12 protein-coding genes and 1 pseudogene are annotated in these 13,680 nt (G+C 49.6%); 5 read left to right on the plus strand and 8 right to left on the minus strand.

The features are described 5' to 3' along the window. Position 1: 1 nt before the first annotated feature. The gene (locus R4537_RS07165) at positions 2-451 is read right to left on the minus strand and encodes a GNAT family N-acetyltransferase (RefSeq protein ID WP_071179276.1); all 450 of its coding nucleotides are present in this window, start codon (positions 449-451) and stop codon (positions 2-4) included. A 225-nt stretch (positions 452-676) separates the two neighbouring features. Between R4537_RS07165 and dbpA the strand changes: the two genes are divergently transcribed. Then, positions 677-2,059: an ATP-dependent RNA helicase DbpA gene (gene dbpA / locus R4537_RS07170; RefSeq protein ID WP_071179275.1), complete on the plus strand. Its 1,383-nt coding sequence runs from the start codon at positions 677-679 to the stop codon at positions 2,057-2,059. A gap of 2 nt (positions 2,060-2,061) precedes the next feature. Here the strand turns inward: dbpA and R4537_RS07175 are convergent, their stop codons facing one another. Together R4537_RS07175 and cpdB are read right to left on the minus strand one after the other, a co-directional pair. Then, positions 2,062-2,631, minus strand: coding sequence for a Crp/Fnr family transcriptional regulator (locus tag R4537_RS07175; RefSeq protein ID WP_001148834.1), 570 nt, complete (start codon positions 2,629-2,631; stop codon positions 2,062-2,064). Between the two features lie 118 nt (positions 2,632-2,749). After that, positions 2,750-4,657, minus strand: a complete 1,908-nt coding sequence (cpdB, locus tag R4537_RS07180) for a 2',3'-cyclic-nucleotide 2'-phosphodiesterase (RefSeq protein ID WP_230373903.1) — start codon at positions 4,655-4,657, stop codon at positions 2,750-2,752. 372 nt (positions 4,658-5,029) lie between these two features. On the opposite strand from cpdB, the gene cobA reads away from it, so the two are divergent. The 4 genes and pseudogenes from cobA to cysC all read left to right on the plus strand — a co-directional run bounded on the left by cobA (position 5,030) and on the right by cysC (position 9,013). Further along, positions 5,030-5,896: a uroporphyrinogen-III C-methyltransferase gene (cobA, locus tag R4537_RS07185; RefSeq protein WP_000046002.1), complete on the plus strand. Its 867-nt coding sequence runs from the start codon at positions 5,030-5,032 to the stop codon at positions 5,894-5,896. A gap of 66 nt (positions 5,897-5,962) precedes the next feature. Beyond that, a pseudogene (cysD, locus tag R4537_RS07190) lies at positions 5,963-6,907 on the plus strand (sulfate adenylyltransferase subunit CysD); the annotation flags it as partial. Between the two features lie 17 nt (positions 6,908-6,924). After that, positions 6,925-8,355 (plus strand): sulfate adenylyltransferase subunit CysN, encoded by a 1,431-nt coding sequence (gene cysN / locus R4537_RS07195; protein ID WP_032480156.1) that lies wholly within the window; start codon positions 6,925-6,927, stop codon positions 8,353-8,355. A 10-nt stretch (positions 8,356-8,365) separates the two neighbouring features. Then, a complete protein-coding gene (cysC, locus tag R4537_RS07200) occupies positions 8,366-9,013 on the plus strand; it encodes an adenylyl-sulfate kinase (RefSeq protein ID WP_071179274.1) in 648 nt (215 codons plus the stop codon). 80 nt (positions 9,014-9,093) lie between these two features. Here cysC and R4537_RS07205 read toward each other — a convergent pair whose 3' ends face one another. The 5 genes from R4537_RS07205 to zrgA form a co-directional block, all read right to left on the minus strand. Next, positions 9,094-9,993 carry a TIGR03899 family protein gene (locus R4537_RS07205; RefSeq protein WP_000774796.1) on the minus strand — a complete coding sequence of 300 codons (900 nt, stop codon included), beginning with the start codon at positions 9,991-9,993 and terminating at the stop codon, positions 9,094-9,096. 310 nt (positions 9,994-10,303) lie between these two features. After that, the gene (locus R4537_RS07210) at positions 10,304-10,825 is read right to left on the minus strand and encodes a DUF3299 domain-containing protein (protein WP_057643987.1); all 522 of its coding nucleotides are present in this window, start codon (positions 10,823-10,825) and stop codon (positions 10,304-10,306) included. A gap of 52 nt (positions 10,826-10,877) precedes the next feature. Further along, positions 10,878-12,137, minus strand: a complete 1,260-nt coding sequence (locus R4537_RS07215; protein WP_071179273.1) for an ABC transporter permease — start codon at positions 12,135-12,137, stop codon at positions 10,878-10,880. Further along, a complete protein-coding gene (locus R4537_RS07220) occupies positions 12,134-12,850 on the minus strand; it encodes an ABC transporter ATP-binding protein (protein ID WP_071179272.1) in 717 nt (238 codons plus the stop codon). The genes R4537_RS07215 and R4537_RS07220 overlap by 4 nt, the downstream gene beginning before the upstream one ends. Positions 12,851-12,931: 81 nt before the next feature. Further along, on the minus strand, positions 12,932-13,660 hold the full coding sequence (zrgA, locus tag R4537_RS07225) for a zinc uptake protein ZrgA (protein ID WP_071179271.1): 729 nt from the start codon (positions 13,658-13,660) through the stop codon (positions 12,932-12,934). Between the last annotated feature and the right edge of the window lie 20 nt (positions 13,661-13,680).

Genomic DNA, 13,680 nt, shown 5'->3' on the forward strand with positions numbered 1-13,680 from the left:
GTTAGGCTCTTTTCATATCAATGTGAGGAATGCCATCTTCTAGATAGATTTCTGAGGTTGCGACAAAGCCATAGCGAGCATAAAACTCGCGCAGATGCTCCTGCGCACCAATTTCAATCGATTGTTGTGGCCATAAGTTTTGACACTGCTCAACTGCCGTTTGCAATAGTTGGTGTCCTAAGCCATTGCCACGTGCACTGGCCTTAGTCGCCACACGGCCAAGGCTAACACTAGGATAGCTCACTCCAGCAGGCAGTAGACGTGCGCAAGCGACGAGTTCTCCATCTTGATAACCCAGCAGGTGATGCACTTCGTTGAGCGTATCTTTGTTATCCAATTCTGGGTAGGGGCAGGTCTGCTCGACCACAAAAACATCGACACGCAGTTTGAGTAGTTCGTACAGCTGTTGGGTGGTTAATTGGCAAAAAGGGATACATTGCCAGTTGATCATCTTTATCTCCTTAAATATGAAATCTATCCACTTCCTATTAGAAGCTGCAACTGCAAGTCATTTGGGTATGGGCGGATAGGAATAGCAGTACTGTAGCAGGCTGCGCAAAATCCAGCGTTAACAAAGGTTAAGGGCAAGCAAGAAAATTTAAATTAAGATTCACTGGAGCTCGGGCGCAAAATAACGATAATAGCGCTTCTTTTTTCGTCACACTGAGGACACCCCTTGAACGCCAACTCTTTTGCTGCTTTGAATCTGAAGCCTGAACTTCTTGCTAACCTTGAAACTATGGGGTTTGCCACTATGACTCCGATTCAGGCGCAATCTCTTCCTGCGATCCTTAAAGGTCAGGATGTGATTGGCCAAGGCAAAACAGGCTCCGGTAAAACCGCTGCGTTTGGTCTTGGGGTACTCTCCAACCTCAATGTGAAGCGCTTTCGTGTACAAGCCTTGGTGCTGTGTCCAACACGTGAGTTGGCCGATCAAGTCGCGACCGACATTCGTACGCTAGGGCGTGCTATCCACAATATCAAAGTGTTGACGCTGTGTGGCGGCATGCCGATGGGGCCGCAGATCGGATCCCTTGAGCATGGCGCGCATATCTTGGTTGGAACGCCGGGACGGATTTTGGATCATTTGAGTAAAGATCGTATCGATCTGAGTGAGCTCAATACCTTGGTGTTGGATGAAGCGGATCGCATGTTAGAAATGGGTTTCCAAGAAGCGCTGGAGGCGATCATTGCTGCCGCGCCAGCCGAGCGTCAAACTTTGCTGTTTAGTGCAACTTACCCCGCGAGCATTGAGCAGATTGCGCAAAGTGTGACTCGCAATGCGCTGATGATTAAAGTCGAAGCGACCCACGATACTTCAAGCATTCGTCAATATTTCTACAAAGTAGAAGGCAGTGCTGCGCGTGATGAGGCTCTGGAAACCTTGCTCTTGCACCATCAACCGACTTCTTCTGTGGTGTTTTGTAACACCAAACGTGAAGTACAAAATGTTGCTGATGCCCTGCATCAAAGCGGTTTTAGCGTGATTGAACTGCATGGTGATATGGAGCAGCGTGAGCGCGACCAAGCCTTAGTGCAATTTGCCAATAAGAGTATTTCTATTCTGGTGGCGACCGATGTTGCGGCTCGTGGTCTGGATGTCGATAACCTTGATGCAGTGTTTAACTACGATCTGTCTCGCGATCCTGAAGTGCATGTACATCGCATCGGGCGTACTGGTCGTGCGGGAAGTAAAGGCTTAGCGTTTAGCTTCTTTAGTGACAACGAGAGCTACCGTGTGGCGCAAATTGATGAGTACATGGATATCGCGATTGAGCCTTCAACCTTGCCGCAACCTGCTGCAGGCGCTCGTCCTTACGCGGCGAATATGGTCACCATTCAGATTGACGGTGGTAAGAAAGATAAGGTGCGTCCCGGCGATATCCTTGGCGCACTGACCAGTGATGGCGAACTGACTGCGGATCATATCGGCAAGATTAACCTGTTCCCGATGCGTGCTTATGTGGCCGTGCACAAGAAAATCGCCCACAAAGCGCTGAATAAAATTGCCAACGGTAAGATGAAGGGACGCCAGTTCCGCGCTCGCTTACTCAAATAATCTTACGCGTCCTGTCTCAGCCGCGCTTTAATGCGGCTGAGGCTAATTGGTGTGATCCCCAAATATGCGGCGATGTGATGATCGCAAAGCCGCGCCATCAAATCTGGAAACTGAGCACACATCACTTGGTAACGCTGTTCTGGGCGATAGAGCAACATAAAGCGCTCTTTTTGCTCCTTGTACAGCAGTTGCGTCTCAAGTAAACGTTGATAGAGCGGGTGACCACTAGAGCGCCATTCACGTAACACATCAATCGGTACGCCCATCAGTTGTACTGGAGATAAGGTTTCCAGCATGAAGGGTGAGGCTTGCTCACGCAGCAAACTTTCAAAACCAATCGCCCAGTCTTGCTCCCAATAAAACTCTTTACTGAAACTTTTGCCCTCTTCGGTGAGATAGCAAGCGTGGCATAGCCCTGCGAGCACCCAATAGGCAAAGGGAGTGGTTTCTCCTTGTGCGACCAAGACATGTCGCGTTGGCAGCTCGAGTGGCTGAGCGACACTTTGCAATTGCGTGCATTCGGCATCGGAAAAACCATGCTGTTTTAGATAAGCGTGAAACTGTGCTTGCATAAAAGCCTCATAGAAAAGAAAACAGCCACTCTAGGTGGCTGTCTACTTTACGTGATAACCCAAGCGACTTGAAGCGGCTGCCGTATTGGTTGCCATTTCAATAGGGGGTTATTGATGCTTATTTTTGTAAGTCGATGCGATACACCGCGAAGCCGACGTCATCACTGGCGACTTGGGTCATCGGATATTGACCTTTTTGTTTAATAAACTGGGTGGCTTTATCGCTTGGTGAGGTTTCAAAGCGAATATCCAGCTTGGTTTTGCTGCTGATCGGAGCAAATGACCAGTTGTTGTCCGCACTTGGCGTCACTTCGCCTTTGTCCTTACTCACGCGCGCGATGTAATCGGCCACTACTGTGCGGTTTTCATCGGGTGAATCAAACGCGACAAACTCAGCGCCTGTGCCGGGGAATTTGTTGCTGTAGGCACGATAGTTGTTGGTGGCGATCAAGAAGGTTTGTTGGGTATCAATTGGCTTACCTTGATAAGTCAGTTGCACGATGCGCTGTGAATTTGGGTTGATCAGTTTGCAGTCACCATCGTAGCGCGCAGGCTGAGTCACATCGATCTGGTAATTGACGCCATCAATCACATCAAAGTTGTAAGTGCGAAAATCATCCCAGTTGATGAGAGATTGCGGTGCGCTAGACGTCACATCAATCTGGTTAAACTGGCCTGCTGAGCACTCTAACCACTCTTTAAGCTGCTGACCGCTCACTTTCATGGTGACTAAGGTGTTTGGGTACAGGTAAAGGTCGGCGGCATTACGGAAAGTCAGCTCGCCCGCTTCCACTTCAGTAAAACCGTTAGGATCGTCTTTACGGCCACCGGCTTTGAAAGGCGCAGCGGCAGAAAGCACTGGCAAACCATCAAGGTTTGGATCGCCTTGAATAAAGCGCTCGACATAATCTTTTTGCGCGAGGTTGACGATTTGTACCGTTGGGTCATCTTGCACCAGTGATAAGAAGCTGTACATCACGTCGTTCGCTTTGCCGATTGGCTGGTTAACAAAGTCACGTGTACCTTGATGATCGTGTTGCAGCGCTTGCACCATAGTGGCATCGGCTTCGACAAGCGCTTTCTTATTGGCTTTGTCAAAGATTGGGCGAGCTTCGGATTGACCGGAAGTCACTGCCCAGCGACCTTGCTGCTTTTCTAAGGTCAGATCCATCACCCCAACATGGCTACCCCAACGGCCCGGCATCACAGCGGTCACGCCATTAATGGTACCTTTATCGATGTCTGCGCCCGGTACATTGGCAAAATCTTTACCCGGGAAGACGGCATGAGAGTGACCAAAAGCAATCGCATCAATGCCTTTGACTTGGGTCAGGTAGTAAACCGAGTTTTCTGCGCCGGCTTGGTATTCATCGGTGCTGATCCCAGAGTGGGGGATGGCGACAATCACATCCGCGCCTTTGGCTTTCATCTCAGGGATAAGTTTTTCTGCGGTCTGTTTGATATCGGCTGCGGTCACTTTACCTTCGAGATTTTTCTTATCCCATACCATGATTTGCGGCGGAACAAACCCGATATAACCGACCTTGATGGTATGCGCCTCTCCATCGGTATCTTTAAAGCTGTGCTCTTTAATCACATAAGGCGTGAATAAGTGCTGACCTGTTTTAGCATCAAATACGTTGGCGTTGATGTAGGGGAAGGCCGCATCGTTGATGGTCTCTTTTAAAAACTCAAGGCCGTAGTTAAATTCGTGGTTACCTATGTTACCTACATCATAACCTAGCGGATTCATGGCTTTATAAACGGGGTGCACTTCGCCAGCCTTGATGCCCTTCGCTGCCATGTAGTCACCCATTGGGCTACCTTGGATCAAATCACCGTTATCGACCAGCACACTGTTTTCGACTTCGGCGCGAGCTTGTTTGACAAGAGTAGCGGCGCGCGTCAGGCCAATTTGATCGGAGGCTTTATCTTTGTAGTAGTCGTAATCCATCAAATTGGTATGAATATCCGTGGTTTCAACAATACGTAGTTTGATCGTATCGGCCATTACAGGGCCAGCCATAGCTAACAGGCCGCCAAGTACCGCTAAAGAAACAGGTTTGATCATCATGGTCATCACAGACTCCAGAATGAGTTACAGAAGGGGGGAAATAAAAACAACTCGATAAATGTAACAAAAATCGATGAAACAAAAATTTTACTCATAACCAAATTGTGATGTGGCGCGATACCTTTGTCTGAAATTGCCCGGTTGATCCCAGTTGGCATGCTGCTGTTGTCCTGACTGTGTCGAGTAATCTGCTGAGCTTAGACCTTTATGGCCATTTAACTCCGCTTATATCAGCTTTTGGAATAAAAAATGAAATTATAGAATTTCAGGTAATAACCGTAACTGCTCATAATGCCTGCAACAGACCAACTAAGGATCAAGATTATGGCGCAGGATGCGGTAACTCCCCTTCGTAAAACCCCTCGCTTAGCCGTTGTAGAAGGCTCAGGTTATGTGCGTGCCGCGCGTAGCCAACTGCAAGCAGGAGAAGTGGCGCTGGTGGGCGCAGGCCCAGGCGATCCTGAGCTACTCACAGTCAAAGCACTCAGTTATCTCCAACAAGCGGATGTGGTGCTCTACGACTATTTAGTGTCCGATGAAATCATGGCGCTCATTCCAAGCGAGACGATTTTAGTCTGTGTCGGGAAACGTGCAGGCCATCACAGTGTACCGCAGGAGAAAACTAATCAACTCTTGGTGGATTTTGCTCGTCAAGGTTATCGCGTGGTGCGCATCAAAGGCGGCGATCCTTTTATGTTTGGCCGTGGTGGGGAAGAGCTAGAAGTGCTGTTTGAAGCTGGCGTGAAATTTCAGGTTGTCCCCGGCATCACCGCAGCCGCAGGTGCAACGGCGTATGCCGGCATTCCGCTCACTCATCGTGATTACGCCCAATCGGCGCTGTTTGTCACCGGCCATTTAAAAGCGCAAGCCGAGGATCTGGATTGGTCAACGCTGGCGCGTGGTAAGCAAACCTTAGTGATTTATATGGGCTTGAGCAACGCTGCGGCAATCGCTGAACAGCTCCAGTTGCATGGTCGTCAAGCGAGCACGCCCGTGGCAATCATTGAACGTGGCACTCAAGTCAATCAACAGGTGCTGATTGGCACATTGCAAACTTTGCCCAGTTTAGCCAGCCAAGCGCAATCTCCGGCGCTGATTGTGGTGGGTGAAGTGGTCGCGCTTGCCGCCAAGCTGCACTGGTTTGGCGAACAAGGCGCAACACAGCAGCTTGATGCGGCGCAGTCAGCGTAAGGTGCAGCATTCATCTTCTTGGTCACTACTTAAAATTTCACACTACGGCGCGGCTTAAGTGCAGCGCGCCGCCGTCAGGCAAGCGAAAAGGAAGCAGGTAAAATGGATCAACAGCGTTTAACCCATTTAAAACAGTTGGAAGCAGAAAGCATCCACATCATTCGTGAAGTGGCGGCCGAATTTGATAATCCGGTGATGATGTACTCGATTGGCAAGGATTCATCGGTGATGTTGCATTTAACGCGCAAAGCGTTTTATCCGGGCAAGATCCCTTTTCCTTTGTTGCACGTCGATACCGACTGGAAGTTTCGCGACATGATTACGTTTCGTGATGCGACGGCCAAAAAGTACGGCTTTGATCTTATCGTGCATAAAAATCCAGAAGGTTTGGCGGCGGGGATCAACCCATTTGATCACGGCTCCTCTAAGCACACCGACATCATGAAAACCCAAGGCTTGAAGCAGGCGTTGAACAAATATGGCTTTGATGCGGCCTTTGGTGGTGCGCGACGCGATGAAGAGAAATCGCGTGCTAAAGAGCGTGTCTACTCTTTTCGCGATAAAAACCACACTTGGGATCCGAAAAACCAGCGTCCAGAGCTATGGCGCACCTATAACGGCCAGATCAACAAAGGTGAAAGCATTCGGGTGTTCCCGCTCTCGAATTGGACGGAGCTGGATATCTGGCAATACATCTATTTGGAAAACATTGAGATTGTTCCGCTCTATCTGGCGGATGTCCGCCCAGTCGTGCAGCGTGATGGCATGCTGATCATGGTGGACGATGATCGTATGAAGCTGCGCGAAGGTGAACAGATTGAGCACAAAAGCGTGCGTTTTCGCACTTTGGGTTGCTACCCACTGACCGGAGCCATCGAGTCACAGGCCAACACATTAACCGAGATTATTGAAGAGATGCTGGTGGCGACCTCCAGTGAGCGCCAAGGCCGCGCGATCGACCACGATCAGTCGGGATCAATGGAACTGAAAAAACGTCAAGGTTACTTCTAAGGATCGAAGGAAAGCGTATGAACAATGCAGTCAAAGAGCAGCTCGCTGAGCTCGGTATTGAAGGTTACCTCAATCAGCATCAACACAAATCGTTACTGAGATTCTTAACTTGTGGCTCGGTCGATGATGGTAAAAGCACTCTGATCGGTCGTTTGCTCCACGATTCAAAGCAGATTTATGAAGATCAACTGGCCGCCGTCCATAACGATAGCCAGCGGGTTGGCACCACGGGCAGTCGCCCTGACCTAGCCCTGTTGGTGGATGGCTTGCAAGCTGAGCGTGAGCAAGGCATCACCATTGATGTCGCCTATCGTTATTTTTCAACCCAGAAGCGCAAATTCATCATTGCCGATACACCGGGGCATGAGCAGTACACCCGTAATATGGCGACAGGCGCATCGACTTGTGATCTGGCGGTGATCTTGATTGACGCGCGTAAAGGCGTGCTGGATCAAACGCGTCGTCACTCATTTATCTCCAACTTACTTGGCTTGAAACACTTTATTGTGGCGGTCAACAAAATGGATCTGGTCGATTATTCGCAAGATCGTTTTGAACAGATCCGCGCAGAATATCTTGAGTTTTCAAAGCATTTACAGGGAGAGACCGAGATTCAGATCATCCCGCTTTCGGCGTTGGAAGGCGATAACGTGGTCGAAAAAAGCCGTTTGATGGATTGGTATCAAGGCCCATCACTGCTTGAGCTACTGGAAAATGTCGATATTGATCGCGACAAGAGCAGCGGTGCGTTTCGCTTCCCAGTACAGTATGTGAATCGTCCTAACCTCGATTTTCGCGGCTTCGCGGGTACGATTGCTTCTGGAGTGGTGAAAGTCGGCGATAAAATCAAAGCGCTGCCATCGGGGAAAACCTCAACCGTGACAAGGATTGTGACTTTTGATGGTGATTTGCCTCAAGCACAAGCGGGATTGGCGGTCACTTTGACTCTGGCTGATGAAATTGATATTAGCCGTGGTGACTTGATTGTGCTGGAAAGTGCGCAAGTCGACAGCACTAATCATTTGTTGGCGGATGTGGTGTGGATGACGGAGCAGCCACTGCAAGTGGGGCGTGATTACGATATTAAAATCGCGGGCAAGAAAACCGTCGGTCAAGTAAAAGCCGTGCGTCATCAGTACGACATCAATAACTTGTCGACTTACCATGCCGAGAGTTTACCGCTTAATGGGATTGGGTTGTGCGAGTGGACGTTTACCCAAACTGTCGCGCTTGATAAATATCTGGATTGTGCCGATACCGGTGGTTTCATCATTATCGACCGCCTGACAAACGTGACTGTTGGCGCAGGTTTAGTGCGTGACAGTTTGCAAAATATCACGGGCCAAACCGAGCAATTTTCAGCTTTTGAACTTGAGCTCAATGCCTTGGTACGTAAGCACTTCCCACATTGGCAAGCGATTGATTTGAGCCGCTTAGGTAAAGCGTGAGTGAGGATGGATGAGTAAGCAAGCAGACAGCCTGCGCTTTGAAAAAGATGCCAAGCCAGAGAATGTGGTGTGGCATCGTCATGCGGTGGATAAAGCGCAACGTGCGGCGCTGAAACAGCAGCGCCCTGCGGTACTCTGGTTTACCGGTTTATCGGGCGCGGGTAAATCGACCGTGGCTGGGGCGCTTGAGAACCGTTTAGCGGCGCTTGGGTATCACACTTATCTGCTGGATGGCGATAACGTACGCCACGGTTTGTGTAGCGATCTCGGCTTTTCTGAGCAGGATAGACGGGAAAACATTCGCCGCATTGGTGAGCTTGCCAAGCTGATGGCGGATGCGGGGTTGATTGTGCTGACCGCGTTTATTTCACCCCATCGCGCTGAACGTCAAATGGTGCGTGACTTGTTGCCAAATGGCGAGTTTCTTGAGGTGTACGTCAACACGTCATTGGATGTGTGCGAAGCGCGTGACCCGAAAGGCTTGTACAAAAAGGCGCGCGCCGGAGAAATTCGCCAATTTACCGGGATTGATTCGGCCTATGAAGCGCCGCTCAATCCGGATATCGATTTACCTGCGGGTGAAAAAAGCGTGGATGAGTTGGTGGCGCAGTGCCTACAGGCGTTAGCAGAGCGTAATATCATTCAACGTTGGGTATAACTCTTTAGATTCATAATAAATAAAAAAACCAAAAGCGACCGTCCGGTCGCTTTTTTGATCTCTTTATTGAGGGCATATCATCAGACGGTGTGGTGAATCGAGCTGCTGCTCACTTCAGTCTGTACGGTGAATTTCTGAGTCAGGAGTGCGACCAACTGATCGTAATAAGTCATATTGGGTTTGTTACCGAGCAGTCGACACAGTTCATTGCCGGTTGGGCTAAAACGATAATAGATCAGGCGCACGCCTTTGCTGGTCGGCTGCAGATGCAGATTTTTACCCTGATAGCTAAGGAGTAGGGCGGGTTCGGCTTCAATCTCGCCCGATTCCAATTCCGTTGCGTGCAAAAGACCCAGCTCAATCAATACCAACAAGCTGGAATAAGGCAGTTGATGATTGCCTATATTGATGGCTTGGGTGGTAATGCGCTTGCCGAGACTAAACAAGCTATTTTGCGCTTTGTAGCCAATCAGCAATTTCAAGCTGGTGTCTGAGCCAAAACTGCACGCCAGCGCGGCGGCGCGTTGTAAAATCTGCGCTTCTTTGGGCGTCATATCCTGCAGCACCTTCAGTGCTTTCATGGAGGTAAAGCCGGGATTAGTCACTTCACGTTTCAGCACTTGCGCCCACAGGCGCTGCATGGAGCTATTGTGAATGTCCTGCGCCATATCAAAAAAGCGATATAGCCAATCTTGGTCTGGGTCGCCAGCGCTTTCATTACGGCAAGAGCTGTGCGCAAGCTTAATGATCTGCTCTAAGTTTTTCTGGCGCTGCTCTTTACGTTGTCGCTCGCGATGTACTGCTCGTTCTAATGCGCTGTTTTCCGGCGATTCTGTTAATAGCTGGGCATCTAAGCCGTGATGACGGGCGATAACCAAAATGCGGCTACCACTGTCTTTGACGTAATGGGAGTGGGTTCGTTTCTCTTGGCTCTGTTGAGAGTCATGCTCGATCACAACAGGCGTCATATTGTCCGCCATGCGCTTCCTGAAAGCCTCTGCTGCGTTTTTGGTCTGCTGTAAAATTTACTCTGTTCGCCGCTGAGCAGCCAGTGAAACTCTCTGACGTAGTGCACAATTTTGTGCTATCACAAATGATAATAAATTGTTAAAGTTGTTATTAATCTTTGTGGGGTGGCTATGAAGTATTGGAAAGAGCGCAAATTGGCCAAGTACCTATCGCTATTAATCTTATTTATCGGCTATTTCTCGGTACTGGCGTATCTATCGAAATATTTGGTGTAACCTCCCCGCGCAAGCGCAGGGAGGGCACAGCGTTTTCTCTCTGCGGTTACATATCGTCGTATTCGGCGATCTCAGTACCGATAATGGTGTAAGCCGTTTCCGCTAGATCATGACTGAGCGATTCGGTTTTCAATTCCCCAATCACATAAATCACATCCCACAGCTCTTGGATCGGAGCACCTTTAGGAAACTTGACGTAAATAATCTGGTTAGGTGGCGGTGGTGGCACGTGAATACACGCACCAAAGTAAGGCACCAATAAAAACTCGGTGACCTTCTTATCATCGCCTTCAAGCGGGATCACAAAGCCGGGAATTTTGACCCGACTGCCGTTCAGCTCCTTACGGACCGTGCCAATCTGTTGCTGTTTGGCTGGTTCATTACCGTTATGATCCGGCATCGGCATACCTTGTTGATCAAACAAGTTGCGCTCATTTTCTGGAATGAGATCGAGCCAGTCGAGTTGTAACACATCCTGCTCACTGGCAGTGGTGTTTTGATTAGCCAATAGTGGCGTTGAGAACAGCGGCGCCATGATGAGGCTCGCTATCAACATAAAACGTTTCATCGAATGCTTCCTTGTGATCCTTCTCGTTGTGAGTCAGTCACCTATTTTATTCCTATAAGCGAATGGTCATGCCATCACTGAGCGATTGTCGATAAGCGCGCAGTGCGGGAACAAAGCCAATCACTATACCTGCCAGTTGTACGCAGCCGAGCAACTGCCATTCATAAGCGGTTAACCCAGCCAGCGCAATTTGAATGCCGTACTGGCTTGCAATCAGTGGCGCGGCGAGCGCCAGTAGCAGATAAAGCACACTCACGCCAAGCAGGATGCCCACGAGTGTCAGTACACTTGCTTCGCTGACCAGCAAAGCAAACACATGCTGTGGCCTTGCGCCCATTGCACGTAAGATCGACATCTCTCTGCGCCGCTCTTGTAAGCTGGTCAGCAAGCTACTGAGCATGCCGAGCAACCCTGCTACCACCACAAAAACGGAGACAGCCATCAGTGCTTGTTCAGCGACGGACATCATACCCCACAGTTCATGCAGTGCTACGCCGGGCATGATAGCGCTGAGCGGCTCTTGCGGATAGTCATTGATTTGCCGCTGCAGGGCAAAAGTTTGGATTTTTGATTTTAGTCCAACCAGCATGGCGGTGATCTGCTTAGGCGTGAAATCACGCTGTGCCAGTTGTTCGGCGCTGGGTTGATGGCCAAGATTGGCACCGGACTCCCAACCGACATGGATCGCCTCTATCGCTTCTAAGGAAACATGCACAGTTTTATCAACTGGGGTGCCCGTGGGAGCCAAAATGCCGACCACAGTGAAGGGCAGATTGTCGTGGCGGCTAAAGCCGACATCACTGATGCCATGGGCGATGATAATTTGGCTGCCGATTTGGTAGCCAAGCGCTTGGGCGACATCAGCGCCAATCACGGTTTCAAATAGCCCATTGAACTCTCGCCCTTGGGACAAAGTCAGTGGTTGCTTACTTCCGTAACGATAATGTTCAAAATAGCTGTGATTGGTGCCAAGTACGCGAAATCCTTTATGTGAATCACCTAAAGAGATCGGAATCGCCCATTTCACCGCAGGGTGCTGGCTAAATTCTTGGTAACTTTTCCAATCAATATTGTTGGTGGCATTGCCAATCCGAAACACGGAATAGAGCAGTAAATTAACTTGCCCAGAGCGTCCGCCGACGATCAAATCGGTACCGGAAATGGTATTGGCAAAACTCTCTTTCGCTTGAGTGCGGATGCGTTCTACCCCAAGCAGTAACACCACGGCGATAGCAACGGTTAACACGGTGAGCAGAGCCGTTGCTTTGCGATTGAGTAGGCTTTTCCACGCTAAATTCAGGATAACTTTCATTGCCAACCTCCTGCACGATTGAGAGTAGGTAAGTGAACACTTCGCTCAAAAAGCTTTTCCAGTGTTGGGTCATGGCTAACAAAAACTAAAGTGGAACCGACTCGCTCCGCTTCTTCACGCAGCAGAGCAATAAAAGCTTCACGGTTATCGTAATCGAGGGCAGACGTGGGTTCGTCGGCGATGATGAGTTGCGGTTCACCCATCAGTGCTCGCGCCGCGGCGACGCGTTGCTGCTGGCCGATACTGAGTTCGGTCACGGGTTTATTCAGTAAAGCGCTTGGCAGATGCAATCTTTCCAACAGTGATTGCGCTTTGTGCGATAAGTGACCATCCACTTGCTGTTTGCGCAGAGCAGAAAAGTGGCATGGTAAGGTCACGTTATCTAACACCGACAGATAAGGCAGCAGATTAAATTGTTGGAAAATATAGCCTATATGGTCGGCGCGGAAGCGATCGCGCTGACTGGCACTCAAGCGGCTTAAGTCACTGCCAAGTAAGGAGACGACACCTTGGGTTGCGGTATTAATGCCAGTTAAAAGGCTAAGTAACGTGGACTTGCCGCAGCCACTGGGGCCTTTGACAAACAGGTGTTCACCCCGAGCAATCTGTAAATGGGCAATATCCAAGGTGGGTGAGCTGGCTCCCGGCCAACAGAACACCACATCATTCAACTCAATCACGGATGAAGTAGGATCAGAACGGTGAGCAGGCATCATGGCTCCTCATGTGTGCAGGGAAAATCAAAGCATCTCCAATGAGGGATAGGTGAGAGTCACCTATCCCGAGCGGCGGCATTACAGTTTGATAAGCGTTTGCTTAGCGTTCAGTTGTAGCGCACTTTGCTGCTTTTCCGTTAACACATTGGCTTGGATTTTCTCTGTGCTTGGGAAATATTGGAACCATTGGGTATCGATCTGTTTGAGCTGATCGACGGCTTCACAGTGGAACTGATATTGAGCAGTGAATGAGCCGTGTTGATGTTCATCATGGTCATGCCCTTCGTGGTCATGTCCTTTATGGTCGTGTTCTTTGTGATCATGGTTCGCATGTTTATCAGCGGCATGATCATGACCTTTATGATCGTGGTCTTTATGATCGTGCGCCTTATGGTCATGCCCGCCTTCACCGTGCTGATGCTCGTGATCTTCACCTTCACCATAAGCGTGGCTGTGTTGGTACTCTTCGCCACCTAAAGTGTGTTTAATCAACACTTCACGTTTTGCGCACTGTGCTTTATCACTGAGTGCAAATAGCTTCTCTGGGTGATGCAAGGTCTCTAAGGCTTTTTCGAGCGCTTGTTTTTGCGCGTCATCTTGAGGGGCGTGTTCAAAACCGACCACATCGGCTCCCGGTGCGGTGATTTCCAGCAGCAGGTCATGGCCATCTTGAGCAATGTTCAGTTCAACTTGGCCATGCACATGAGCCTCGTGCTGACGATGTTGATGCTCTGCGTGGTGATGCGCGAATACGTTGCCAGAAAGTGTCGCGCCAACCATCAGCGCAATCATTGTTGGGTAATGCATGAAAAACTCCTAATAAAACA

This window comes from Vibrio paracholerae (assembly GCF_037672085.1).
Lineage (GTDB): Bacteria > Pseudomonadota > Gammaproteobacteria > Enterobacterales > Vibrionaceae > Vibrio > Vibrio cholerae.

Coding starts and splice junctions, on each gene's coding strand:
- R4537_RS07205 (WP_000774796.1), bottom strand. CDS start 9,993: ATGGCGGACAATATGACGCCTGTTGTGATCGAGCATGACTCTCAACAG.
- cobA (WP_000046002.1), top strand. CDS start 5,030: ATGGCGCAGGATGCGGTAACTCCCCTTCGTAAAACCCCTCGCTTAGCC.
- R4537_RS07215 (WP_071179273.1), bottom strand. CDS start 12,137: ATGAAAGTTATCCTGAATTTAGCGTGGAAAAGCCTACTCAATCGCAAA.
- cpdB (WP_230373903.1), bottom strand. CDS start 4,657: ATGGCTGGCCCTGTAATGGCCGATACGATCAAACTACGTATTGTTGAA.
- R4537_RS07165 (WP_071179276.1), bottom strand. CDS start 451: ATGATCAACTGGCAATGTATCCCTTTTTGCCAATTAACCACCCAACAG.
- cysN (WP_032480156.1), top strand. CDS start 6,925: ATGAACAATGCAGTCAAAGAGCAGCTCGCTGAGCTCGGTATTGAAGGT.
- R4537_RS07175 (WP_001148834.1), bottom strand. CDS start 2,631: ATGCAAGCACAGTTTCACGCTTATCTAAAACAGCATGGTTTTTCCGAT.
- zrgA (WP_071179271.1), bottom strand. CDS start 13,660: ATGCATTACCCAACAATGATTGCGCTGATGGTTGGCGCGACACTTTCT.
- cysC (WP_071179274.1), top strand. CDS start 8,366: ATGAGTAAGCAAGCAGACAGCCTGCGCTTTGAAAAAGATGCCAAGCCA.
- R4537_RS07220 (WP_071179272.1), bottom strand. CDS start 12,850: ATGCCTGCTCACCGTTCTGATCCTACTTCATCCGTGATTGAGTTGAAT.
- R4537_RS07210 (WP_057643987.1), bottom strand. CDS start 10,825: ATGAAACGTTTTATGTTGATAGCGAGCCTCATCATGGCGCCGCTGTTC.